25 protein-coding genes are annotated in these 25,407 nt (G+C 46.6%); 9 read left to right on the top strand and 16 right to left on the bottom strand.

Going from position 1 to position 25,407, the window contains the following annotated elements; translation table 11 throughout:
* Positions 1-4: 4 nt before the first annotated feature.
* The 4 genes from csm3 to H5T41_06315 form a co-directional block, all read right to left on the bottom strand.
* Positions 5-769: a type III-A CRISPR-associated RAMP protein Csm3 gene (gene csm3 / locus H5T41_06330; protein ID MBC7108386.1), complete on the bottom strand. Its 765-nt coding sequence runs from the start codon at positions 767-769 to the stop codon at positions 5-7.
* 14 nt (positions 770-783) lie between these two features.
* On the bottom strand, positions 784-1,284 hold the full coding sequence (gene csm2 / locus H5T41_06325) for a type III-A CRISPR-associated protein Csm2 (GenBank protein MBC7108385.1): 501 nt from the start codon (positions 1,282-1,284) through the stop codon (positions 784-786).
* On the bottom strand, positions 1,281-3,797 hold the full coding sequence (gene cas10, locus H5T41_06320) for a type III-A CRISPR-associated protein Cas10/Csm1 (GenBank protein MBC7108384.1): 2,517 nt from the start codon (positions 3,795-3,797) through the stop codon (positions 1,281-1,283). The genes csm2 and cas10 overlap by 4 nt, the downstream gene beginning before the upstream one ends.
* Positions 3,798-4,899: 1,102 nt before the next feature.
* Positions 4,900-5,409, bottom strand: a complete 510-nt coding sequence (locus H5T41_06315) for a type IV pilin (GenBank protein MBC7108383.1) — start codon at positions 5,407-5,409, stop codon at positions 4,900-4,902.
* Between the two features lie 706 nt (positions 5,410-6,115).
* Between H5T41_06315 and H5T41_06310 the strand changes: the two genes are divergently transcribed.
* Positions 6,116-6,643: a hypothetical protein gene (locus tag H5T41_06310; protein ID MBC7108382.1), complete on the top strand. Its 528-nt coding sequence runs from the start codon at positions 6,116-6,118 to the stop codon at positions 6,641-6,643.
* 217 nt (positions 6,644-6,860) lie between these two features.
* On the opposite strand, the gene H5T41_06305 is transcribed toward H5T41_06310, so the two are convergent.
* Positions 6,861-7,430: a hypothetical protein gene (locus H5T41_06305; protein ID MBC7108381.1), complete on the bottom strand. Its 570-nt coding sequence runs from the start codon at positions 7,428-7,430 to the stop codon at positions 6,861-6,863.
* Positions 7,427-8,149 (bottom strand): AAA family ATPase, encoded by a 723-nt coding sequence (locus tag H5T41_06300; protein ID MBC7108380.1) that lies wholly within the window; start codon positions 8,147-8,149, stop codon positions 7,427-7,429. The genes H5T41_06305 and H5T41_06300 overlap by 4 nt, the downstream gene beginning before the upstream one ends.
* A 138-nt stretch (positions 8,150-8,287) precedes the next feature.
* Between H5T41_06300 and H5T41_06295 the strand changes: the two genes are divergently transcribed.
* Together H5T41_06295 and H5T41_06290 are read left to right on the top strand one after the other, a co-directional pair.
* Positions 8,288-9,583, top strand: coding sequence for an orotidine 5'-phosphate decarboxylase (locus H5T41_06295; protein MBC7108379.1), 1,296 nt, complete (start codon positions 8,288-8,290; stop codon positions 9,581-9,583).
* Complete coding sequence (locus H5T41_06290) at positions 9,565-10,257, top strand: PHP domain-containing protein (protein MBC7108378.1); 693 nt, start codon at positions 9,565-9,567, stop codon at positions 10,255-10,257. Before H5T41_06295 ends, H5T41_06290 begins: the two co-directional genes overlap by 19 nt.
* Positions 10,258-10,477: 220 nt before the next feature.
* On the opposite strand, the gene H5T41_06285 is transcribed toward H5T41_06290, so the two are convergent.
* Both H5T41_06285 and H5T41_06280 read right to left on the bottom strand, forming a co-directional pair.
* A complete protein-coding gene (locus H5T41_06285; GenBank protein MBC7108377.1) occupies positions 10,478-11,353 on the bottom strand; it encodes a zinc metalloprotease HtpX in 876 nt (291 codons plus the stop codon).
* A 187-nt stretch (positions 11,354-11,540) separates the two neighbouring features.
* A complete protein-coding gene (locus H5T41_06280; protein MBC7108376.1) occupies positions 11,541-12,152 on the bottom strand; it encodes a hypothetical protein in 612 nt (203 codons plus the stop codon).
* 230 nt (positions 12,153-12,382) lie between these two features.
* Here H5T41_06280 and priS point away from each other — a divergent pair, with 230 nt between their 5' ends.
* Positions 12,383-13,624, top strand: coding sequence for a DNA primase catalytic subunit PriS (gene priS / locus H5T41_06275; protein MBC7108375.1), 1,242 nt, complete (start codon positions 12,383-12,385; stop codon positions 13,622-13,624).
* Positions 13,625-13,808: 184 nt separating this feature from the next.
* Entirely contained in the window at positions 13,809-14,639 is an 831-nt protein-coding gene (locus tag H5T41_06270; GenBank protein MBC7108374.1) for a hypothetical protein, read from the top strand.
* Here H5T41_06270 and H5T41_06265 read toward each other — a convergent pair.
* Positions 14,630-15,469 carry a radical SAM protein gene (locus H5T41_06265; protein MBC7108373.1) on the bottom strand — a complete coding sequence of 280 codons (840 nt, stop codon included), beginning with the start codon at positions 15,467-15,469 and terminating at the stop codon, positions 14,630-14,632. The two genes, H5T41_06270 and H5T41_06265, sit on opposite strands and share 10 nt — an antisense overlap.
* 77 nt (positions 15,470-15,546) lie before the next feature.
* On the opposite strand from H5T41_06265, the gene H5T41_06260 reads away from it, so the two are divergent.
* From H5T41_06260 to ftsY, 3 genes are read left to right on the top strand one after another with little or no spacing between them, the layout of a single operon-like run.
* Entirely contained in the window at positions 15,547-15,780 is a 234-nt protein-coding gene (locus H5T41_06260) for a 50S ribosomal protein LX (protein ID MBC7108372.1), read from the top strand.
* Positions 15,777-16,199 carry a prefoldin subunit alpha gene (pfdA, locus tag H5T41_06255; GenBank protein MBC7108371.1) on the top strand — a complete coding sequence of 141 codons (423 nt, stop codon included), beginning with the start codon at positions 15,777-15,779 and terminating at the stop codon, positions 16,197-16,199. Before H5T41_06260 ends, pfdA begins: the two co-directional genes overlap by 4 nt.
* A gap of 14 nt (positions 16,200-16,213) precedes the next feature.
* Positions 16,214-17,170 (top strand): signal recognition particle-docking protein FtsY, encoded by a 957-nt coding sequence (ftsY, locus tag H5T41_06250; protein MBC7108370.1) that lies wholly within the window; start codon positions 16,214-16,216, stop codon positions 17,168-17,170.
* A gap of 43 nt (positions 17,171-17,213) precedes the next feature.
* On the opposite strand, the gene H5T41_06245 is transcribed toward ftsY, so the two are convergent.
* The 5 genes from H5T41_06245 to H5T41_06225 form a co-directional block, all read right to left on the bottom strand.
* Positions 17,214-18,464, bottom strand: a complete 1,251-nt coding sequence (locus tag H5T41_06245) for a M20 family metallo-hydrolase (protein MBC7108369.1) — start codon at positions 18,462-18,464, stop codon at positions 17,214-17,216.
* 118 nt (positions 18,465-18,582) lie between these two features.
* Positions 18,583-19,446, bottom strand: a complete 864-nt coding sequence (locus tag H5T41_06240; GenBank protein MBC7108368.1) for a 3-hydroxybutyryl-CoA dehydrogenase — start codon at positions 19,444-19,446, stop codon at positions 18,583-18,585.
* A gap of 28 nt (positions 19,447-19,474) precedes the next feature.
* The gene (locus H5T41_06235; GenBank protein MBC7108367.1) at positions 19,475-20,650 is read right to left on the bottom strand and encodes an acetyl-CoA C-acetyltransferase; all 1,176 of its coding nucleotides are present in this window, start codon (positions 20,648-20,650) and stop codon (positions 19,475-19,477) included.
* 64 nt (positions 20,651-20,714) lie between these two features.
* Complete coding sequence (locus H5T41_06230; protein ID MBC7108366.1) at positions 20,715-22,070, bottom strand: DUF1743 domain-containing protein; 1,356 nt, start codon at positions 22,068-22,070, stop codon at positions 20,715-20,717.
* A 118-nt stretch (positions 22,071-22,188) separates the two neighbouring features.
* Positions 22,189-22,626: a hypothetical protein gene (locus H5T41_06225; GenBank protein ID MBC7108365.1), complete on the bottom strand. Its 438-nt coding sequence runs from the start codon at positions 22,624-22,626 to the stop codon at positions 22,189-22,191.
* Positions 22,627-22,746: 120 nt separating this feature from the next.
* Here H5T41_06225 and H5T41_06220 point away from each other — a divergent pair, with 120 nt between their 5' ends.
* Complete coding sequence (locus H5T41_06220) at positions 22,747-23,097, top strand: DUF3198 domain-containing protein (GenBank protein MBC7108364.1); 351 nt, start codon at positions 22,747-22,749, stop codon at positions 23,095-23,097.
* Between the two features lie 114 nt (positions 23,098-23,211).
* Here the strand turns inward: H5T41_06220 and hflX are convergent, their stop codons facing one another.
* Both hflX and H5T41_06210 read right to left on the bottom strand, forming a co-directional pair.
* Positions 23,212-24,486, bottom strand: coding sequence for a GTPase HflX (gene hflX / locus H5T41_06215; GenBank protein ID MBC7108363.1), 1,275 nt, complete (start codon positions 24,484-24,486; stop codon positions 23,212-23,214).
* A gap of 107 nt (positions 24,487-24,593) precedes the next feature.
* Entirely contained in the window at positions 24,594-25,016 is a 423-nt protein-coding gene (locus tag H5T41_06210; protein ID MBC7108362.1) for a DNA-binding protein, read from the bottom strand.
* Positions 25,017-25,407 lie beyond the last annotated feature (391 nt).

The raw sequence follows: 25,407 nt of genomic DNA, 5'->3' as shown, positions 1-25,407 counted from the left end.
TCGATCAGGGCGAGCCGATTAATTTTCTGACTTCATCGATCGCCAATGTTTCGCCAAGTGAAATCGATTTCCCCTCCTTGTTCTCTTCATAGTCCTTGGCAGTTTTCCATGTGCAGGTGATGTCCCTGAAACTAATCTTGCCGTACCCGCGTGACCCGCTCCCACCGATGTAGGAATCTCTCAAAAGCTCCATGCCTTGGAAGACCACTTCAACGAATTTCTTGTCCGTTTCGGAATCTCCGTTCAGATTGTAGACACTGTAAACGAGTTCCATGTTGAACTCAGAGCCCTTTGGAACGCGTTCGAATGTCCGCAAATTCTTCGATTTGGAAGTCAGCCTTTCGATTACATTCTCGGTCTTCACCTCAAGCGCACCCATTCTCCGCAGCTCTTCTCTCGTTCTTTCCGTCACGTGGCCATCCCTGCAGATGAGCCTCGTGGGACCGATTTTCATTTCCTGATCTGCGGGGACGCCAAAAACCCTGCACACCGGGCATTTCAATGCTTCGTTGACGTCTTTGCAAACGTGTATTCCTGATTCGCCAACCTTCTTATAGTACCATTCAAGAAGGCTTCGCATTTTTCCTTTCAGTGAGCTGCCAGGGATATAGGGCATTCCGTCCGCGTCCCTAATGACCTGCTTGTCGATTCCCCCAATCTCGGTCATTTCTTCTGAGCCGCCGATGAGAAGACCCGTTTCGGCCACAATCTTTCCCCTTATTATCAAGTTACCAACAAATCCATAATTCACAACGATTCCTTCAGTCATTTCAACCACCGCCGTTACGATGAGTAGTATCTGTGGTATGCAAGAATGCTCTCAACCACAGAAAAGAATGCCTCCAGATCCTGTTCATCCGAAACGGCATCAATCACTCTACACAGAATTTCATAGAGATTGTTCATTTGATCTCTTTCATCTCTGTTTTCCTTACCCCTTCCTGCAAGATAGGCGAGCTTGGCCTTGAGAAGCTTGATGTCCGAAATTATTGGTCTAATCTGGTCAACCGTTGGCTGATCAGCTTTCCTTTTTGCTTCCTGCAGGTCAAGCCTAGACTTGCGCACCCAAGCATAAATTGTTCGCATTCTGCTCTTCGAAACATCCTTGCATCTTTTTGCGACTTCCTCCGCAAACTCCACCTGTTTCTCGCCGCTCATTTCCTTCAATGATCTAGGAATCATGCTCAGCAGCTCCTGCGGCACTCTTTGCGCCGTTCCTTCGCCGCGACCCGAGTGCGGCGAACCTCTCACATCTCTTTGCATTTCAACCCACACTCCTTTCAACTCATCTTTTCCACCCTTTCCTCTCTTATTCTGTAACTAATATAACTGACAGGCAACCTAGCAAATGGAACAATCTTCGGTATCTCCCTCTCAAGCCAACCAATGTCCTGCGGACTCAATTTGTCCTTCAGCCTGCCTATTTCATATTTGAAATAGGGGATGTATTTCTTCCTGCCTGTGGCCATGCCCTTCCTCAGCATGGCCTCGGCGTATTGGCTCTTGGACATTCGCCCTGAGCCTGAGGCAGTCTCAATCTCACAACCTGTGCCCTCTGCATGGAAGGTGATGCTTTGATATTTGAGTAATTTGTAGAGAAACCCCTTTGACAAGACTCTTCCATTTATAAGATCATGAAGCTTATCAGAAGTCTCCAGCAATTTCTCAAGATCTCTGTAAACTGTCACCCCGAGGGCTGAATCTCTCCAGTTCACCGTTTCTCCAAATAGATGGATTGCGTTCTTGCCTTCGATGGACTTCGGGAGTTCCTCGAGGAGCTCGCCAGCCAGAATCCCAGCTCTTCCGATTGGATACTTATATTTGAATAGCGAAATTGCGCACGAAAGTGTGAGGTTATCATTTTCCGATGTGAAATTCTTGAACCGCGAGTAGATTTCTTTCGAGACTTTGATCACCTCAATCCAGTCACCAACGATGAATGCGTCGTCACCGCCGGAGTAAATGATGAATACAGCCCTATTTTGGCAAATGAGGTTGAGGTAGCACTTGAAGAAGTAATCGAAAAGACGACTTATCGTGCAATATCTCGAAATGGTCCGCCTGTTGCCATCCGCGATTGCCTTTAATTCTGGATCTACAACTTGAGATGACCACGATCCGATCAATCCTTCGGTCATGATTTTTCCCAAGTTGTCGACGTCGAGGCGTGCAACAGCGAGCCTTCTCGACCCCTTCTTCCCGTCCGATGATCCAGAATTCGAGAAGATCGTGCCATTTGCCACATCGTCAAGCGAGTATACATCCCCGTTCGGGTTTATCGGTGCATAATTCCCAATCAGTATATAACCAAGGGCGATCGGGATGTCAGGTACTGACTTTATAACGGAAACCGTCTCTTCTCTCACAAAGCGAGTATCATTGATCTTAAGGAGTCTTGCATACTGGATATCAAAATGCCGACCTGATTTGCCAGAAAGTTTCATCAATACCGCGCTAACTTCATCGATATCGCGAAGCAGGTACCAGCCGATCCCCAGTTGTGGGATGGACAGGTTGCAATCTCTATCGAGTTCTCCCCTGAAGAAAACCTCGAGGAAATACTCGGATTTTGGAAGACTTCTGCCAATCGCTTCGTGACGATCGCATTTCGAACAAAAGGGTTTTTTCTCATCAACAAAACTGCCACAGATTGCACATGGTATGCCATGCTCTTCTTTTCCGGTGAACGAGAGCTCATCGATCACATCAAAGAACCTTCGCTTCTTCTCAGCCTCCAGTTCAATAGAGAGCTTCGAAAGAATCTCGCTGAAGTTGACAAGTTCTGACGCTTTGACACTAACGGTGGCGATTGCCACATAGATTGAATTTGCAAATTCGGCGAAAATAGCCTCATCGATTCTCTTCTTCAATTCCGCAATCTTGCCCTTGCTTTCCTCAGAATATGGTGCAAGTATGAGGAAATGACCGCCAGTGCACCAGATCAAAGAACAGGTACTCAGGGAAAGCTCTTTCAAAAGGTAATGTGCAATCCCGCGGTTGAGGAGCTCAATGACGAAGGACCTTCCCCTCAATCGCGAAGCCATGCCCTTTTGTGCTTCTGTTGGCGATTTGACCGAATAGATGAAATCCTGTATCCCAGAAATGTCCCCTTCGATAAACAGAATCCGCTTGTCCTCTCCTTCACCCTCATCTCCCTTGAATAGGGCTTCTGCGACAGCGCATGTTGTCTTCAAATGATCGAAGAGAGAAATATCTGGAATCGTATAATAAGTGGCCGACGGAATGAAAACGGTGTATGTCGATAACAAATTCACGAGCGTTTCAAATGATGCCTCATTGAGGGTGAAAGAAAGAAGGCGAAGATCATCGTAGAGCTGTTTCCGCAATTTCTCGTAGCTTAATGCACCAGCGACCCTACCAGCTTCGTTTTCCAGAGTTGGCTCCACGATTCGCGAAGCGTCGAAGTGCTCGATTGGAAACCAGGAGCGGATGGGTTCCTTCAGCTCGTGAACAACGCCTGTAATATAACCCATCGGAGAGAGCAGTGAGAAATTCTCGGGCGGATCCCTTTCCTGGTGCTCATCATTTATTCTTTCCTTTGCAGAGAGATGATCGGCTTGTTGGACAAGGGTTGCCATGCGCCTTGTTTCTGCGTCTCGGACATCATTTGGGCTGTGGTGTTCTTTGACTGCGGTTGCAATACCTTCAGGCAGGCTGCCGAGCAGCTTCACGAAATTGGAGCCAACTTCCTGATGCGTTCCGTTAATGGTAGAGCGCTGGATGAATTTTCCTATGTCGTGCAAAAATGAAGCATAGCGGAGCTCTAATTCGTTCACAAACCTTCCCCACCTACATCTACAATTTACGAATATATAAAAATTATTTTTAATCAAAAACCAGAATCGTGCAATTACCACGTTCAAATATTAAGATTCCAATTTTTACAAAAAAATCATCAAAAAGAGAAATTTGTTGATTCGCCGTTGTTATGAATAATATTTTTATATAAACAATTGGTAAGAAGAGATGACGGAATTTCTGATCTTTCTTCACCTTAGTTGATACTTGCGTCAGTATTTTGCAGAATTCAATCAAGTTGGACTTCTGAGAATTGTTCACAAATGAATCGATTTCTGAAAATTCATACATAGGCACGACATGCACTATTAGAATATCTTCAACTTTGATTTCCCTTTGATTCAAGAATGAGATTCAAAACTGATATGGAACTAAGTCTCATCCCGCAAGAACGTACAGAGATTGGTTGCATTGATTTGGCGGGTAGATCGCAAAAATTTTCGATTGAGTAACGGTATCTTCTGCTTCTATTATCGAAAAGTCATGCATCAAAATATACTCGAAATTAGGATATTCGGTCAGATATGCAATGATCTAGATTTTCCAAAACCCAACAAATATACAATTTTAATTAATCATTTACAGGGCATTACAGGGGCATCACATGGATCGATGAAAAGCTCGTGAGAACATAGCGCAGATCATATCAATTTTTTTTAAGAATGTGCATCATATCGATACATCAGTATCACCATGAGTCACATTTAATTTCACCAAAGAATTAATGCAAGATATCTAAAGAGGGGGTCGCAATTTCAGATTGCTACACTCGTCACCAACCAGTTTGTTGTATTTCGCTACCAGCTTTAAGAATAAGAATGATCGTAATATCCTAGAAGAGGATGACACAATAGACCATGTATCATCTGGATGACTGCCAGCCGGTGACTGATGTCTTATAATTATTGGTCTTTGATTCGAAGAAAGCCATATCTGTACCATATCGGTAGCTCGAACGAGCGCCCGAGAACTATAGGCAATAAACACTGCAATTCAATTGCTCCCGCTTAGAGCGTTTGATATTCCCTTTCTAGAACAAGTAAAAATGATAAAAAGAAAAAAAATGGATACCGAATCAATTTACCAGTTGAATGTAATATCGTCTATCACTGCACCGGTGGGCGTATACAACATCGTTACCCGATACGTCCCTGATGTGGCGGTTGACTTCATTGTTATCTTTAGGTAATCACCAGAATTTATAATATTGTTTTGTGCTAGGTCCACATACTCTATTTCCCCGTTCACATTATCTGTAACGTCTGGAGTGCCTGTAATCGAATATTTATTCTTCTCATCACTCCAGTTCCAAGTTCCAACATTCCCGTCAGGATCTTCGACTATAATTTTCAGATTCGAGGGTGGCGTATCTGGCGTTATCACGCCAAAAGATATTTTCATCGTGGTTGCATTTATCTTCGTCGCCGCTGTAAACGATCCAGTTGGCGTTGTCGTCGTCGGCCCTCCGAATCCCATCACCATGACGTACAACACCGCCGCCAAGACGACGGTGATGGCAACCATGAGAATGGTGGCGATGACCGGGGAAACTGCCTCAGAATCCCTTCTCATTTTCCAAATCTTTTTCATCGTTCAGTCCTCCTATCGTAGGCCAAGCCTACGCTGGAAGTAATTTATGTATCTATGATTATAAAGCTTTCTATTTAGATATCAAGTCAGATTTTAGCAATACGACAAAGAACGAATTTATTGATTTAATAAATTCGATTATTGACGAATAAATCCAGAGTTTTGAGGTGGCGTCGAATCCGTTCAATTTTTTATAAAAAAGGAAAAAACATCAAAGAGAAAGAGCTTTCAAATTAAAGAGACGATGAGCGCGAATATCATACATATCGACCTTTCACATCTCTTTAACATGATCATCATTCATTCGATTGCGGAGCTTCTTTAAAAAAAGTCTACTTCGAAATCTCGTTTAAGAAATGACAATTGTAACCTTGCGAGAACGCTTCAACTCGCGTGATCTTTTTGCATCGTCGCGAATGCGGTCGACCAGTCAAATCGTGTTTAATTTTAAACTTAACGATTTGGATGTGTTTGCGAGGAATGCTTGTTGCCGTTATGGAAAAACGAGGCGTCGATTCAATGAAAATCATTCAAATGACGAAGGCAATTGAATTGTCGATATCGGCGACTCACTAGATTTCCAAGGAGCGCTAGAGCGTGACATCACGCGCTTGATCGATGAGATGTAGTCCTTGCATCGGGCGCTAGTACCAGTTGTCATCGAAAAATTTAAGGGGGGGGGAATAGAGGGTTTGGGGTTTTGTCTATGAAAGACGAGATGAAAGGTAAGCTGAGCAAACCAGTAAGTATGAAGACGTTCATCGCCGTAACCTTAGTCCTTTTGGTGATGTCCGTCGCCAGCGTTGCATATGCCGCCCAGATACTTGCGACGAAACAATGGAGCACCGTCGGAGGTCAGGTGTACCTAGTAACGGGCGACACGTCGGTGACCAGCGTAACGCTTCCCTATGCCTTTGCTGACACGAACATTGCCGAGCAATCAGCTTCCGTTGACCTTACAGCTGGGTCGATAACCCATGGTTATACAGCTATAACTCAAGGACACTGGATCCTTAAGGTCGACGTCCAATTCAAGACCACAGCCACCGCTGGAACGTATTATGTGAATGTTAGCAAGATGGTCGCAGGCGCGTGGACTTCCATAGGCTCGATTATCTGCCAAGTCACTCCTGGAGCTAGCCCAGTGGAGCGGACTGTAAGCTTCTACTACGATTACGGCGCTGAGGATATACCCGCAAGCACCGGTTTGCTCATAACGGTCGAGGGGCCTTAATCCAACAATTCCCCTCTTTTTTTATTTTGATGATTAAGTCTACCTTCAGGTTTTTCTTCGATATTTTCATTCACCTATCTGTTGCAAGAAGGGCCGTCGCTTACTCGACATTCTCCATCGGTTCTGCCTCCTCCAACGGCGACGGCACTTCACTCAATCTTCAGCTCCTCGAAACCTTTCATTCCATTCAATTTCGAGAAGACCAATTATGATATTGTTAGGAGAGATTGACAACTTCATCGCTCACGAGTGCCAACATTTCCCTGACATCTGGCTTGATCTGGTTGGCAATCGCAATCATAATAGCATAGTTACCCTTCGAGCGCAGCGAATTGAGAAGAATTTGAAAGAATTCCGTGAGCATTCCCGTGTCGTTGTAAACGGCGAGAGCGCTGACCGAATCGATAAAGATGACCGCCTCCTTACCCTGATACTTTTTCAACAGGTATTCAACTTTCAGAATGACATTTTCCAGCATCGTCGGGCTATCGAGATACGAGACGTTTTCGAGGGGTGGCGCATTGCCGAAGATTGATTTAGAAACGCAGTCAACGAATTGAATTCTTGAGATATCGATGCCGAGCGCTCCGAACGCGTTAATCAGAGTTGTCGAGGGAATTGAGGCGGTGATATAAATGCAATTCAATTTCTTCGTAAGAGCGAATTCTTCGAGGAGGGCGCTCATGACATCAAAATACTTGTCCACATCGAGCTCAAAGGCGATCGCGGAACCACCACCGATCTCCTGAAGCTTCGCCACCACTTTTTCTCTAATCGCGTCACTCATGATGATCCCCCTCGGAGTAACGGCGTTGCAAGGATTCCGCAATCCGTCAAATCGATTACGTATTTCGATCGTGAGTGATCCGTTCCCTTCATCTTGATAACCTGCATAATCCTCAGCAAATCGCCCCTCCTCTCAAAATTGCTCAGAAGAATCATGCCATCGGCGATGATTCCCTCGCAATCGTCGATCTCATCCGAAATAATCATCGCCGTGCATCTTTTTTCGAAAAGAATTGAGCTCAGCTTTCTCAGCACCTGCCGTCGGGCACTCATTTTTTCATCGTCATTCAAAAAACTGCTGAACGAATCGATGACGAGGCGCTTGATGCCATCCTTTTCAATAATTTCTTTGATCGCCTCGACAAGCCGGTGACCCTTCTCGGTTGCGTCGATCTCGGGTGTTTGACTCGCGATTTCTTCAAGTTCATCAAGTTGAAGAATTTTGATACGACCGTCATCGATCATCCTCTCATCGAAAAAATCGAAGTGGGGGAGATTCGAGAGCAATTTTGCTGGGGACTCAACCGTTGTCACGAAAAGACCTCTTTCGCCGATTAAAGCCCCGCGCACGAGAAACTCGAAGGCCAGTGTCGTCTTTCCCGTCCCGCAACCGCCCGCGACCAGAACCATGTTCCCGACGGGTATCCCGCCACCGAGGATTTTGTCGAGGTCTTCGATGCCCGTCACACACCTTCCGCTGTCCCGCCGGATTTCCTGCATTTGCTGGACATTATCACACTGCCTTTTTATATGGTTTTCCTAAAAAATACAATTCTCGAAAGAGGGGAGGTGTAACGACCATATAGAGGTCTCTGTTTCAAAAGGATTTATTAGAAAAGAGGCTCTTCATCGGGATCGATGAAACCCGTTTTGCAGGTCGCCCTCGACATGATGCATCTCAAGAGGGCGATTGAAATAGGAAAGGAAGCGGTTGAAGGTGGAGCGGACTGGATCGAGGCGGGCACACCTTTGATCAAAAGCGAGGGTGCTGAATGTCTGAGAGCGCTCAAGCGCGAATTTCCTGATCGCGTCATCGTCGCGGACATGAAAACGATGGATGTCGGGGGATTCGAAGTTGAAATCGCGTCGAAGGCAGGCGCTGATATCGTGACAGTCATGGGGCTTTCCAACGACGGGACGATTTCCGAGGCGGTTCTCACTGGTCGCAAGTACGGGACGAAGATCATGGTCGACCTGATGAATGTCGAGGACAAAGTGAAAAGGGCGAAAGAAGTGGAGGCGCTAGGCGCCTCTTACGTTTGCCTTCACGTCGGCATCGACGAGCAGATGCGCGGCGGGAAATCGCCTCTCGAAGTGGTCAAGGCGGTGTCGGAGGTAACGAACATTCCAGTTGCGGTCGCAGGCGGGATCACTTCCGAGACCGCCGCCTCATTCCTGAGAGCTGGTGCATCGATTATTATCGTCGGCGGGGGAATCATCAAGGCCGAGGACGTGAGGGCGGCCGCGAAGAGAATTAAAGAGGCGATCGAGAGAGGCGAATCAATCGCTTCTGACCTCTCAAAAAAATACACGGCTGAGGAGCTCTTCGAGGCGTTTTCACGCGTCTCGACGCCGAATATCGCTGACGCAGCGCATAAGAGAGGGGTCATGAAGGGCATTATCCCGAGAATAAAACACGGCACCAAGATGGTCGGCCGGGCGTTGACTGTCCAGACATCGAAAGGGGACTGGGCCAAGCCGGTGGAGGCAATTGATCGCGCGCAAAAGGGCGATGTCATCGTCATCGATGCTGGAGGAAGCGACATCGCAGTCTGGGGGGAGCTTGCCTCGTGGAGCTGCAAGGTCAAGGGGATTGCTGGTATTGTCGTCGACGGTGCTGTCAGGGACATCGACACGATCATCGAGATCGGTTTTCCCTGTTTTTCGAGATATGTGACGCCGGAGGCCGGCGAGCCAAAGGGATTCGGCGGGATCGGACTCGAGATTGTTTGCGGTGGACAGGTTGTCCGTACGGGCGACTGGATTATCGGGGATGAGAGTGGCGTCATCGTTGTGCCGCAGGAACACGCAGTCGAAATCGCAAATCGCGCGCTCGATGTGCTTGAAAGAGAGAATCGAATCAGAGAGGAAATTAAAAGAGGGAGAACACTTTCAAGCGTCCAGGAGTTGGAGAAGTGGGAAAAAGTACAGTGATCAATCTCCACGCGCACACCACTTTTTCCGATGGAATCTTTGACATCGAGACGATCGTTAGGGAAGCCGCGCGAAAGGGATTGACGCACATCGCGATCACGGATCATTTTGAAACGACGAAAGTCTGTTCACTGAGCAAACGCGATTTCAAGCGGTATCTCGCGACGATCGAGAATGTCAAAAAGAAATACGAGGGGACGATCACCGTCCTCGCTGGTGTGGAAATTGATGCGAATCCAGATCGATGTGATTTGAATGGCATACCAGTCGAGATGCTCAATTCCCTCGATCTTGTGTTGTTTGAACATGTCAATGATTTTTTGAACGGCGGCGCAGACATTGAAACCGTCGGAGAGTTTATTTCAAAACTCTCTGTTCCTTGCGGACTCGCGCATCCTGATTTTGAAATGGCGTTCTTTGATGTCCAACCGGAAGATCTCGCAGAAATGCTCTCGGCATACCGCTTCTTCATCGAAATCAACACAGCGAAGCCGTACAGAAGGAACGGGATGGCGTTTTATGAAAGGGCGGAAGACCTCATCGCGAAGCTCAGGGGAAAAGTCAGATTTTCGATCGGGACCGACGTTCACAGAACACTATCGGAAGTTTACAATGTCATTCCAGCCTACAACTTCGCGAGAAAGATCGGGATAGAAGAGGACCTTCTCTTCTGAATTGAATGTAGAAGAGGCCCGAGACTTCGATTTCTCATTAAAACGCTTATATTCGAAGGCAATCTTAACGAAATATCACAAGATATCAAAACTATCAGCCAGATTGCTTTAATCCAAACGCAAAGCGCCAATTGAATTCGATTTAATTTCCGATTATGATAAGAAAGGAAGATACGGATGATGAAAAGGCCAAAAAAAGTTTAAGGAAAAATTGTAGAACTCAGAGCTGCCCCATCTTGCTCGCCATCTGCTTCAGGCGCTTGACCCTTTCAGCGATTGGCGGGTGCGTGGAGAAGAGGTGGACAAGCCCGCTCGAACCGAACGGATTGACGATCCATATCGACGAGGATGCCGGATTCCCGAATTCGATCGGTTTGCGCTTGTTCGCCGCTTCAAGCTTTTCAAGTGCTTTCGCCAGGCTCATCGGTCTTCCGATGATCAACGCGCCCTCTTCATCAGCCAAATATTCCCTGCTCCTCGAGATTGCCAATTGGATGAGCAGCGCGGCGATCGGCGCGGTGATCGCGACGATAAGAGCGATAAATGCTGCCGACGAGTCCCTGCGACCCCCGCCACCGAATAGAACGCTGTACCAGAAGGATCTCGCGGCAAAGGAGATCGCCCCAGCAAGCGTCGCGGCAATGCTCATAACAAGAATGTCCCTGTCTTTGATGTGCGCAAATTCATGAGCGATGACGCCCTCGAGCTCATCGTCATTGAGCGTCTTCAGAATGCCCTCAGTTGCAGCCACGACTGCATTTTTCGGATTGCGACCGGTTGCAAATGCGTTCGGCGTTTCGCTCGGGACGATCGCGACCTGCGGCATCGGCAGGTTGGCCTTGAAAGCGACGAGTTTAACAATCTTATAAAGCCTCGGCGCTTCCTTTTCAGTTACAATCTTTGCACGATAAGACCAAAGTACAATCTTTGAGGAATAGAAGTACGCGATGAGATTGAAAACCCCTGCGATCGCAAGGAAAAAGACCGCTCCAATGATCCAGTTACCAATGAATAAACTCCCAATGGCCCAACCTATGACGATAAAGAGGCCGAACATGAACGCGAATAGCAGCGCCGTGCGCGAAACTGCTCCCATCGCTCTCACCTTGATCGCATCAATCTTGAAACCTCTATTTAGTTTTATTTATCCTGTAAATGGCAGTCTGGGATTTGCAAAGCCAATTGAATCAGGATGATCATGCAATCGAAGAGTTTAAGAAAAAGGTGATGAAGAAATCAGCTGAAAGAAATCGGATTCGCTGGGCGATTCTCAACCTTTTTGATCACGAGGCGATATAAACGACCCTGCGTCCCCTCTGTTCCGCTCTGATTCGACCTTTTTCAACAAGTTCATCGATCATTTGTGACAGCGTGTCCTCATCGATGCCAACGATTTTCAAGAGCTCCTGGAATGTCTGCCCGCCCTCAACTTTCGTGCTCTCGATGATCTTGTTTTTCGCCCGTTCAATCAATTCCCTTTCTCGGATTTCTCTTAACTCCTTTTCTCTTTCCAGGGCGATGCGATCAACTTCCATCTTAAGAAGTTCCATCGCTCTCGTTCTGAATTTCTCAACATCATACTCGATGAGATCGACGAGCTCGTCAACATCAATCCCAAGAACCCTCCAGAGGTCCATCCGTTCCCTGTAGCCCGCGGACCTCAAATGCTGTGCCTCCGCTGGTCGCATGATCGAAGGAATGTAGATGATGCCAGCATTCTTGAGCGACTGATGGAGTCTCTCGATTTTCTCAGTCAGTTCATTTTCTTCATCCACCTCAATTTCAAAAACCGGCGACCCCGCAATTTTTTTAAAGCCAGCCTCACCGAAGATGCGTTCGATTTCCGCAGGCGATTTGCCTTCGCTGCTGTATTCCACCTTGACAAAGGCCTTCATCTGTATCCGCAAAGGCATACCTTTCTGCGGTATTAAATATTAATCTTGCCCCAATCTTAGCAAAACGCTGCCGAGAATTGAACTCTCAAGGTATCGTTTTTGATCCATGAAGATTGGTTGACGATACCCCAGAATACTACCAGTGGAATCGTGCAAATGACTACTGTTGGATGAAACGATGATATCAAAAATATCCACAGAGAAATCATATTAGTCCTCGAGTATCTAATGTGCGCAGCGATCCGATGACCGATGGTGCCGCGAGAATTTCAAAGGAAACGGAATTCATCATCAGTTGGTTCAGAAAACATTATGAAAAGTCACCGCCCCCACCACCAGAGCGCTTCGGAAGGCGTGAATTTGGCTTCATGTTCTTCGATAGGGACTTTGTCCAGCGGCATGTCGCCTTTACGAAAGCGAATGATCTGACCTCATTCCTCATCTCGCAGGTACCAGCGCACGTTTATTATTCCTCCGCGTATTACGAAGTTCCATCAGCCCCCACCATGGATGAAAAGGGATGGCTGGGCGCCGATCTCATTTTCGATCTCGACGCAGACCACATCAAAGGCGCTGAAGCAATGAGTTACCCCGAAATGCTCGCCGCTGTCAAAAAAGAGATTATACGCCTTCTCGACGAATTTCTCATGGGCGATCTGGGGTTTGGATCGCAGGACATCAAAGTCGTTTTCTCGGGCGGAAGAGGGTATCACGTCCATGTGAGCGATGAGCGCGTGACCTCACTCAAAAGCCACGAACGCAGGGAAATCGTTGATTACATTACTGGCACAGACCTCAGCATCGATTGGGTTTTTCCAATGGATCCCTTTGAAAAAAGGCAATTCAAGCATGTGACAAAAGTAAACATCTCAAGAAAATTTCCTCCCGCGAATTCGGCCGCATGGCGACGTCGATTTCGCAAAGGCACAGAGCTGTTGTTGAATGAGATCGCAGGTCTTTCGATCGAGGCGATCAAAGACCGTTACCCTTCGCTGAAAAATGAGCCAGATCATCTCATCAAAAAAATGCTCGATGATCTTTTTACAAAAAGGGGGGAAACCGCTGGAAAAGACAATCTGTTCGAGAACAACACGCTCGAGATCTTCTCTTCCGATAAAGCGAGAGATCTCTTTCTCAAATTTGTCTTTGAGGAGGTCAAACCGAGAATGGCTGGCCAGGTGGACGAGCCCGTGACAAGTGATATCAAGAGGCTGATCCGCTTACCGTTTACCCTTCACGGAAAGACCGGGCTTCTCGTCGTCAGAATGAGCAGAGATGAACTTGATGAGTTTGATCCTCTGAGAGATGCGGTACCAGACACCTTCACCGACGATCCTGTCAAGCTCATCGTCAATCGTAAGATTGACATCAAGCTCAGGGATGAGCGTTTTGCCCTCGATGGCGAGGTTGAAGTTCCACTTTTCGCAGCAATCTTCCTTCTCTGTAGGAAGGAAGCGGTACTCGCGAGATGATTTTTGTGATTAGATCGATCTGGCAACAGAATCGATTGAATCCCAGAGTGATTCAGATTCCTGATCAATTCTTAAGTTGTTGGATCTCGCACCGGGTAGGATTTAGAAATGAACTCAGAGCCAGATTGATAGACAGCAACGAAAAATATATATTCATTCCAGATCATGCTTCGTAACGAACCTGATGGAGGGCGGAAGGGAGGTACTTGAGGGCGGATGGCGGTTGACGCGCATCCGTCGTATTAAATCATATCTGTATCTAATCCAAGTTATTTTCGCGATCGTCACGGTTATTATCCTTATCTTCTCTGAAAAAGCCTTTTCCCTCAAGCCATTCTATTTGCCAATCAACTCTTTTATCTATTTTCTGCTCCTCATGGGCGTTATCATCGGAGCTGAGAGTTTTTATTTCAGAACACTTGAAATGAAATTCGCGCGTTCGATGAGCTCGAAGTCATTAATGGCGAAACGATTCATCAGAAGGAGTGTAATCATCATTGGCATTTGTGTTGCCGTCATCATCATCTTGAAAGTTCCATTCATCTACAACACCTTTGAAGACGCGATGAGTACGAGCGGAACGGTATCGAGTGTCGTCGAATTTAACAACAAGGATCACCTTGGACTCATTTCAGTCAACCGGATCACAATTGAAAGTGATGGAAACGCAGCGAATGTTTACGTCGTCAGTTCAGACTACTATTCAACATACGCGTCTGATCTAGAAACCCTGAAACTGCATCGGATCAATTATCTTGATTACAGCGTCGACGCAAGCAATCCAACGATCGCTTTCAACTTTCCCGATGCGAAATACGACACCTTCTATATTGTTGTCCAACATTTAGACGACGATCCTTCACCGCTCACCTATACGCTGCATAGGAACATTTCATCCATTTTCCTGGACTATGTTCCCCTCTTCGCTCTCATTTTCATCGTTGTCTACGCGATCGCGATCGTGTACCTTTCAACCCTCAGAAAGAGATATGCTGGCGAGTCGATTTATCGATAGAGGGCGCAGCAGCACTTCCGCGTTTCAATTCTGTAATCCAATTCTTTCAGACCTTCAACGGTTTTTCGTGACGGCAACGCGATACCGGCTACTCCGATTTTGGCGCATTCAATTTCGATCTTCCAGTTCCCCCTTGGCCTCATGCAGCCGATAAGGATCGGACAGCGGAGCAATTCGACGGCGCTCCTCACAAACTCGACCACATCGGATTCATCAGGCGGCCTTCGGTTGAATAGCGGAGTGCCAGGTGTCGGGCGGAAGAGGATGATGACGAATGCAGATATCGGAAATCCTGAAAGAAGATCGAACACATCGCGATCCCTCTCTGGATCCTCAGAAAGACCGAGACAAAAATGTGGGACGACCCTCTTTGCACCGTTATCAAAGAGCAATTCCATGGAGTTCAAATAGTCTGCTGGTGATGCCTCAAGATGAAAGATATGCTTGATGACTTTCTCATCCCCGACGATATCGACCGAAAAGCAATCAGGGGCGGCCTCCATGAGAAAGGAAATCGCGTCAGATGTGAGAAGGCCGGTGTGAACATTGACCTTCAGCCCCCTTTTCTTGATTTCTTTGATCGCCGGGACGAATCGATCGAGTTCAACCCTTCCTTTCGAGTTAGAGCCTCCGCTCAGCAGGATGCCTTCGGCTCCTTGATTAATGACCGAGGACGCAACGCGTAACAGCTCTTCAGGTGATGTTGCAGAAATCATGTCGCGGAGATAAACTCCACGGCAGTGATCGCACATCAAACCGCAATGTGATCCCGTGATCGAGATAGCTGGAAAATTTTTACCGGGGTAAAATGCGATAATCTCCTCACTCATGATTCCTTCCAATCGAAAAACACGCTCTTGACCAAAATATTTATTCGGTCGAGACACTTCCACGAAACGGAGATGATATGAGAGCGTTCAGAGTGGAAGGCACATTCAAAATCAATCCTAAAAAGAAACAAAAGTTCAGCATTGAAATTGCAGCGATCGATGAGAAGGATGCGATTCATAGGATACTCTCGAACCTCGGGAGCAGGCATAAAGTTCCACGTAAGCAGATTCAATTGAATGAAATCAAGGAGATCAGCAATGAAGAAATTACCAATCCAGTCGTGAGATATCTTGCAGGAGGGGCGCGATGAGCGAAAAAGAATTGCAGGAATCGCTCGCGCTTCTCGATCTCTACAGAGCCCAAATTGAGAGCCTCGCAGAGCAGCAACAGATTGTCCAAGCATCGATCGAGGAGCACATGAGGGCGAAGTCAACCCTCACGAGCGTTTCTAAATCCGAAGAGGGTACGGAGATCCTCGTGCCAGTTGGCGGCAATTCATTCGTCTTTGCGAAAGTGGCGTCGAACAAGAAGGCAATCGTCGGGATCGGCAGCGGAATTTCTGTCGAGAAACCCATGGACGAGGCGGTCAAAACGATCGAATCAAGACTGCAAGAGCTCATCGACACTTTCAACAAACTCGGGGAAAGAAGATCGGCGCTCGAGGCTCAGAGTTCCCAACTGACGAGAAAAATCCAGGAAACTTATCAGAAGGTCCAACAAAGGATTTAGGACCGGTGGCCAAGGTGTTCGAGTCGCTGAAGAAGAAACTCTTTGGGTGGAAGAAGAAAGCGACCGAACTCCCGGAGTCGCCAGAGGCAATCATTGGCGACAGCGGCCGAAAGATTTCTGAAAGCATGCTTGATGAGATACTCTGGGATCTCGAGATCGATTTGCTCGAGTCCGACGTCGCCCTGCCCGTTGTTGAAGAGATTAAGAAAGGCGTTCGGGATAATCTAATAGGCAAGAAAATTGAAAGGGGATACGCCCCCGAGGATGCCATCGAGCTCGCGCTCAAGAGCTCCATCGAGAAGGTGCTCAAAAAGAATGAATTTGACTTTGATCAATTCATCGCTTCTCGACAAAAACCTGTGGTCCTCATGTTTGTCGGCATCAACGGTACAGGCAAAACGACAGCAATCGCGAAAATCGCCCATCGCCTTCAAAAAAATGGGATGAGTTGTGTGCTCGCAGCTTCCGACACCTTTAGGGCGGGCGCGATCGAGCAGCTGAGTGTTCACGCCGAGAGGCTCAACTGCAAGATTGTTAAACACAAGCCCGGAAGTGATCCAGCTGCTGTCGCCTTCGACGCAGTCGAGCACGCGAAGGCGAGGAAGAAAGATGTCGTTCTCATCGATACGGCTGGCAGAATGCAGACGAATGTCAACCTGATGGATGAAATGAAAAAAATCAAGCGGGTTGTCAAACCAGATCTCGTGATTTTCGTCGGCGATGCCCTCGCGGGCAACGACGCGATCGAGCAGGCTGCGACGTTTGATAAGGAAGTTGGAATCGACGCTGTCATACTCACGAAAATCGATGCGGATGCGAAGGGAGGCGCTGCTTTATCGATCGCGCACGCTGTAAACAAACCGATCGCCTTTCTTTCAACCGGTCAAGGATATGATGATTTCATTAAGTTCGATAGCAAATGGATGGTCGAACGGCTGTTCGCGAAAGAAACCACCACTAATAATGTATGATCTTTCGATAAAGGCGTAGATGATCAATTTATCGAATGCATGGTCAGCGCTCGAAATGATTTGGATAACAAATCGTCGCAAGCATAACCGCAAAAACCTTCGCGTCGGCGATGAGATTGTCGATTTTTGAATACTCATTTATGGTATGCGCCACACCGTCGACCGTTTGCCATACGTATGCGTCAAACCCGACCTGCCTGAAGAGGTTAGCACATGTGCCACCGCCGATGCCCCTTGCCACAGGTTCGATCCCTTTCACCCTCTTGATCGCTGATGTGAGCGCGTTCATCGCTTCCGTGTTTGTCGATGAGGGTGGGCCAGCTTTCGTTGCCTGCTCCGTTTCGATCTTGATTCGCGCGCCACTCCTCTCTTCAAACAACCTGGCAATCGTTTCGACGGTTTTTTTGACCTCTTCGATCTCGTACTCTGGCAGTACACGGAAATCGAGATAGAAAACATCCTCTGCCGGAATCGTGTTGATATTCCCAACCGTCTGCAACCGCTTTGTCGGCTCGAATGTCGAATTTGGCGGAATGAAGAGGTCGTTCAACTTACCATATTTTTCTGTGAGATGATCGAGCAGGAAAGTCATGAATTTCGATCCGACCTTCATCGCGTTGATGCCCTTTCCAGGGGAAGAGGCGTGTGCCTGAATGCCTTCAACAGTGATTTTAAGCCAGAGAAGCGATTTTTCGGCGACTTCGATAACAGATCCATCTGGCACGCCGTAATCTGGCACGTAAATCATATCCCCTGATCGGAACACCCCCTCCCTGATGAGAAATTTGATTCCTTTTTCATTTCCGCACTCCTCATCGGCCACAAGCGCAAGACCCATCGTTTTCTCCCCGCTCAATCCGAAACTGTTGATCGCTTTGGCAGCGAAGAGCGATGCGATGAGCGCCTGACCGTTGTCCTCAGCACCGAGACCATAGAGCTTACCGTCAACAACCCGCGGGGAGAACGGAGGATAGCTCCAACCGTCAAGATCGCCCGGCGGCACCGTATCCATATGTGTGACGATCCATGCGGTTTGATCTGAGGATCCCCTTTTCTTAGCAACAATATTCGGTCTCAAACGGAGGCGCACCCTTTCATCAAGGGCATCGAACAATTCAATCTCTTCGAACCCACAGCGTTCCGCGAGCTCTCTCAGATATCTGGCCCTTTCAAACTCTCCATCACCCCCATTCTCAGGGCCGATTGCAGGAATCCTGATGAGTTCCTTCAGTGCTTCGATCATTTCTTCCCTATAACCATCAATAACAGCAAGCAGTTCATCAACGGATGGCATCGGATCACTTAAAACGAGAGAGACTTATTTCCTTATAAATCATTGTCGCCGCGATTTCTCGTCCATAAGGATATCTATCGATCGATCATCCGTATGATCTTGGCCCTTTACAGATCGGTCACTCGTATTTATGGAATCCCCAGCCAGTTTTTCTTCCAAGGCGCCCTGCCTGAACCAACCTTCGAAGCAAAGGACATGGCCTGTACTTCGGATCCCCGTATTCACTGTAAAGCACTTCCATGATATTGAGGCAGACATCCAGGCCAATGAGGTCGGCAAGCTCGAGGGGGCCCATCGGATGATTTGCGCCGAGTTTCATGACCTGGTCGATCGCCTCGGCCGATGCAACGCCCTCCATTAGACAGTATGCGGCTTCGTTGATCATCGGCACGAGAATCCTGTTCGTGCAGAATCCTGGAAAATCGTTAACCTCGACCGGCACCTTGCCCATTTTGACGGCAAGCGCCTTAATCAGTTCCTTTGTCTCGTCGGCAGTTTGCACTGCCCGAATAACTTCAACGAGTTTCATAACCGGGGCTGGGTTAAAGAAATGCATCCCGACGACCTTATCAGGTCGCTTCGTCGCCGATGCGAGTTCTGTGATTGGGATTGATGATGTATTTGACGCGAAAATCGCATCTGGTTTACAGATAGAATCAAGGGATGCGAACACCTGCTTCTTGGCAGCCCGATCCTCCAGAATCGCCTCGATGATGACATCAGAATCCGCGAGATCTTCGAGTCTAACTGAGCCTCTGATTCTCGACATAATATTTGCCATTTCTTCCTTTGTCATCTTTCCCTTTTCAATCGCCCTACTCAAGCCTTTCTCGATCTTCGCAATGCCGTTTTGAATGAATGAGTCGCTGATATCGTTCAGAATGACTTCGTACCCACTTTGCGCAGCGACCTGCGCGATACCACTGCCCATAGTCCCCGCGCCAACAATGCCAATCTTTCTTACACCATCAACCGTCTTCATCTCATTCCCCCCAAACCGTCATTGTCTTTTATTTTTTAACGATCATGGCGACGGCGTTTCCACCGCCAAGGCATAACGTTGCCAAACCAGTTTCCTTATTTCTATCGTGCATCGCGTAGAGAAGCGTTGTCAGAACTCTCGCACCACTGCACCCGATTGGGTGACCGAGTGCCACCGCTCCACCGTTAACGTTGAATATTTCTTCGGGAATATTCAGTTCTCGCTTAACGGCAACGGAGGCCGTCGCGAAGGCTTCGTTGTGTTCGAAGAGATCGATGTGATCGATAGTCATATTATTTCTCTTGAGAAGCGCCCTAACCGTTGGAATCGGCGCTTCCATGATATATTCTGGTTTAACCCCACCAGTGTTATAATCGATGATCGTCGCCATCGGTTTAATCCCCCTTTCCTCCGCGAATTCTCGCGAGGCGACGACGACCGCTGCGGCCCCGTCACTGATCTGTGACGCGTTTCCCGCTGTGACGATGCCATCTTTCTTGAAAACCGGTTTTAATTTTGCCAGCGACTCCAAGGAGATATCTGGACGAACGCCTTCATCAACCTTAAACTCGATGTCACCCTTCTTCGTGCTGATCTTGAATGGAATGATTTCTTTCTCAAAACGCCCAGATCGAATTGCCTCGAGCGCTTTGGTATGGCTTTGATATGCGAGGAGATCCGCGTCTTCCCTCGTCACCCCATATTTCTCCGCCACAATTTCACCTGTCATCCCCATCAGCATGCCCGTATTCGAATCCAATAGGCCGTCGAAAATCATATGGTCGACGACTTTGCCGTCATTCATCCGATAACCCCACCGGGCCTGTGGGAGCAAATATGGCGCTGCACTCATGTTTTCCATTCCGCCAGCAACAATCACATCGTATTCCCCGGCTTTGATTGCATTCGCTGCGAGCATGACTGCCTTCAGTCCAGATCCGCACATCTTGCTAATATTGAGCGCGCCGATCTCATAAGGGAGACCCGCCCTGATTGCCGCCATTCTTGCTGGATTCTGCCCGACGCCGGCGGGAAGACAAATGCCCATGATGCATTCCTGAATGTCAGTAGGCTCAAGTTGCGCCCTTGCCACGCTTTCCTTGATCACGTGCGCCCCGAGATCGTAAACTGGGATGTCTTTGAGCGCCCCACCGAACTTTCCAACGGCTGTTCGAACAGCGCTGAGTATAACAACCTCTTTCATCGAGTACCACTCCTCGTTCTTCAAATGACAGTCGTGACTTTGCTGCGTGACTAACGATTGGTGATTATTTTAAAATTGCCTGAGTTTTCATCGTTGATTGACTAAATCGTAGCGGTTGCTGCAGAATTCTCTTCAGCGGTTTGCTTAGATGTCTGCGGGAGCAAACTGGAGGTTCGTACCATCCGATTTGAATTGACCGGGAGACGGCGCGGTATTCAGCATCTGCTTCGGATGCTTTCCTTCCGCATCTGCGACACCGATAGCCAGAGTCTCTTCCAATCGATTTCATGCGTTTCCCGCAAGAAGGGCAAATCGGATTCCCGATTTTCTCTCTCGATTCAACAAGTTCAACGATTCTCATTTTTTCGATGTTGAGCGTCCTAGGCTCGTTCCTCAGCTCCCCATAAACGACGATTCGATCACCAGGATCAAGCGCCCGGACCACATCTCTAAAACTCTTCGAGGGTTCGTACGCCGTACAATCAATCGGCGTGCGAGACCGATCTGGTCGCAGCTTAAAAACTACATGTCCTCCCTTGATCGTGAGAGGTTTGCTGAGTACAACACCCTCAACCGCGTAAGATCTGCATGGAATCAATTCCTCCCAATCCGTAATGATGTGATCGTCCGTTCCCTGATTGGTGAGATAGACGAGCCAGCGCTCTACTAATTCACCCTTGATCGACCGCATCGCAGGGATGAGTTCGTTTACATCGTCGCCTCTGATGCCAAAGAGAATAGGACATGGCGAATGTGGAGCGATCGCGATTCTTCCTACTTCAGCATCATAATTATTGAACGTCGATGGAAATGTGGAGTCCAATGACCTCACTGTATTATCATCGATTTCACGCTCTGTTCCCCATTTATTCTCGAAACGGTAAGTGATGATCTCATACGTTCGATCTTTCGGTTTCCAGGCGGCCGCAGCCGTCGCACCAATGATTCCTCTTCCGCCTGAAAGTTCGAACTTGGCAGCACCGAGCCTTTTCAGTTCCTCCTCTACAAGCTCCTTTTCTACGATACCACGAACCGCTTGCCAGTAGAAAGACTCCTTTGGTTTCATCGGTGAGACGATGAGACCAGGACTCGCACCCTCGTCCGTTCTCGCCCACCGCTTGACGACTTCGCCGCATTGCTGAGCGATCTCCTCGGGATTTGCGTCACTTCTTCCCCTTTCATATGAATAGATTGGCGACCCAGAGATCATCCCGATTAGCATCTTCTTTCCCCGTCCAATTCCAAAGCGCATGGCAATCGCCCCATTACCGCGCGTCTTCCATGGTACCGCGGGATTGAGGCGAACGAGGCGAGGCAATCCGATAAGATCGAAGCCTTCAAGCTCTTCGATGATCTTGGTCGCAAGAAAAGTTGTGCACATACCTTCTGTTGAATCGGTATCGTCAAACGCGACGATCATTTTGTGTCACTCTAAACTGGGAAGACACGGGTTGAAACGGTTCTTTAACCTTTCGCAAACTCCGTACACTCGAAAACACATCTTTTCAGCTGAATGCTCCCAATGAGAATTTGTTTAATCACACGGCAACAAGATGGGAGGACAAGTTTATCAGATCTGAACCGTAGGGCTCGATTGATTTGATGAAAACAAAGTTCCCATCGTCCCCGACATCCACAAGCATCATAACCACGGATCCGAGTTCTAATGCCTCATCATCTATCAACGAAAATTCGCAGAAGGCACGAATTTCGTGACCGAATGAGTCTGAAAGCTGGAAGATCCAACCGTTCTTACTCTTCTGGATACTCTCGATCGAGCAGATCAAGCGCACGCGATGGCCCTTTTCTTGTAAAAGATCATCAAAGTTTGTAATCGTATGGACGTTGAAGTCGCTGATGAGAAGGAGTGTGCCGATGCTCATTGCCGCTAAAACACAAAGGAGTGCAATCGTCCGCTCAGGGATCATCAATCGCGCAATTTTCGATAAAAAAGTGGAATTTGTGACTACAATCACATTAATCTCCATCGCATGCAATTTCAATATTTCTACTACCGGTCAATAGATTGCTGGTCAACGAATCAAAATGTTCGAGCATCAGAAAAATTGAAAAGTTTCCCTGTTGATGCCTTGCTCATGGGAAAACCGATTCATGTTGAGTGGGCACCTGTATTTTCTGTTGGACTCTTGCTGTTCGGCTTCGTACTCCTCGAACTTGCTTTGATGTCTCTTTTCACGGAGATCTCTCTGATCTCGACAGGATGGGCTTACTGGTTGCTGATAGTGGGATTGATTTTTGTCATTTCGGGAGGTGTTTGGTTCTGGAGATTCTTGTCAACACTTACAAAATACAAGAAATTGCTCGCGACGAGAAGCAAGTCTGAATTCATCACAAACCTAGATGACATTGAATATATGGCTTGGAAACTTCCATCGAAATATCAAAGAGAACTCGAGGTGAAGAAGAGTGAATTAAAGATAAAATGACGGCGCTTTGCTGATCAAGTAGGTAAGAGAGTTTTCATCGGAGAGAGACCCCTTTATTTCCACTGGAGAGAGAAACTAACACCCTCGAACGTTCCTTGTACAGATTCATTATGTCTATAACTTTGGTTGGCTCAATTTCACCGCTCTTTGTATTAAGCTCTCCCTTAATGATCTCTCACATTCAATAGAAATCCTGATTTCGTCGTCATAAACGATATCACTAATTATGGTGTTTTTGCTAAGCCAGGAAATGATAGAGTTCGTTTCCTCGGTATATGGCAAACGCAGTTCTAAATGTTCAGAATTATTAAAATAGCGTCTGATCATATCAATAAGGGAATTAAGTCCAGTTCCTGTTACAGCCGATACAGCAACAATATTTTTCGATTGAATTCGACTTGAAACAAATTCTATTCTCTTTTCAATCTCAGAATATTCTAGTTTATCAATTTTGTTTAAAACAAATATAACTTTTCTAAGATCCATCTCAGGTAATAGAATCTTTAGAGATGCGTTGAGTTTTCTTTCGATTTCAGAAAGAGGGTCAGATATATCTAGAATAAGTAAGACAAGATCAGCGGTAAAGATATCATCAATCGTATTCTTAAAGGATTCAACAAGAAAAATCGGTAGACTATCAAGAAAACCGATCGTATCGATCAAAACGAGATCTTCTTTAATATCAGCAATTCTCCCTGTCAGCGGTTTCAGTGTAGAGAACATCTTTGAATCGACAATCGTATCCTTTTTTGTAAGAGCTTTAAATAAACTCGACTTGCCTGCATTTGTATAGCCGGCCAAGGAAATAACGTGTGCTTTAGGCCTCTTCTTAAATCTTATGTAGAGATGGTTTTCTCTCAATTTTTTCAGTTCATCATCGATTTTTTTAATCCTTTTCTTAATAAGATCATAATAAACTGTCGCTTCATATTCGCCACTGGAAAAATGACCTGCGCGCTCTCCACTCTTCGTCCTGTGGATCCAATCTCGAATAAATGGGATCTCATACTTGAGTCTGGCTTTTTCAACCTGTAATTTTGCTTCTTTACTACTTGCGCGCTTCGCGAAAATCTCGAGAACTAAACTGATGCGATCGATGCATCTAACATTCAATAATTTTTCGAGATTATATTGTTGCGATGGTTTCAGCTCGCCGTTGATTATGATCGCATCCACAGATCGTTTACTGAGGATGACTTTGACCTCATCGATCTTACCTTTTCCTATGAATGTCGAAGGATCTGAAGAGCTTCTACGCTGAATAATTTCATAAATCAGTTTATAACCTGCAGATGCTACCAGCTCTTCAAGTTCTGAAACGTTTTCATTGGTTGTTATAATCGCTGCCGTCCGTTCATTCATATTTGGATCTCTTTTTTTGTCTTCCATTGATATTATTTAGAAATGTATTTGAGAATATTTAATGAAGAAGTGAATCGATAGAACCTGGAAAACTTTCGAACATTTTCAATGTTTTCCAATCACATAATCTTTCATTATGCTTTTATGTCTAGTTCAAAATATCCTGTTTTTGGGTTTAAGCGCCGTCCAAGCTCTATTGTCATGAATTTCTTGATCAATATTTCATTAAGAACGTTGACCGTTCCCTTGAATAAATGTCCTCCAAATGCATCAAATTGATCGTTTGAAACAGAACAGTGAAGATGTATTGGTACCTCTGCTCCAATCGTTATTGAACCAGATAGAGACAATAGTTCATGGGGCTTTTCAAAATATTTCTTGATGTATTCCTTTCCTGTAAAATAACCAAGAGTAAATTCCCTTAAAATACCCACTCCACCAAGAACCCATCCATTCTTTACACCATATTTCTTAGATACTTCAATCAAACTTGAATGTACATCTTCTCCATCTTCAAGCTTAACAATGATGACATCTTCTTCACAACTGTGAATCAAGATTCTTGCCTCCCTGACCTTTTAATTTCATTTCAATAACGGACGTTTTAGTATTCATAATTTCGCGGCAGCAAGACTCCTTTAATTTCTCGATCCGTGCACGCGAAACGAGCAGCATTCATATTTTATTCAATGATCACGGAATGCCTCAACTAGCCAGATAAGAAAAAATTCTTTACAAATCATTGAAAACATTCAAGAAAAAGTTTCCACAGGAAATGAAGGGGGTAGGGCTCAGTAAGATTATTGCCAGAAAATAGTTTATTTTGAACCAGTAATTCGGTAATTCGCTCATGAGGAATAAAAATAAAGTTCTTGTAATCAACCATCCTATTCATTCCGGAAATCGAATTTCGATGTAATCTCCAATTGAAATGAAGGGGTGGGACAT

The sequence above is a fragment of the Methanomassiliicoccales archaeon genome (genome assembly GCA_014361295.1).
Lineage (GTDB): Archaea > Thermoplasmatota > Thermoplasmata > Methanomassiliicoccales > JACIVX01 > JACIVX01.
This window is presented reverse-complemented; position numbering and strand designations above follow the sequence as displayed.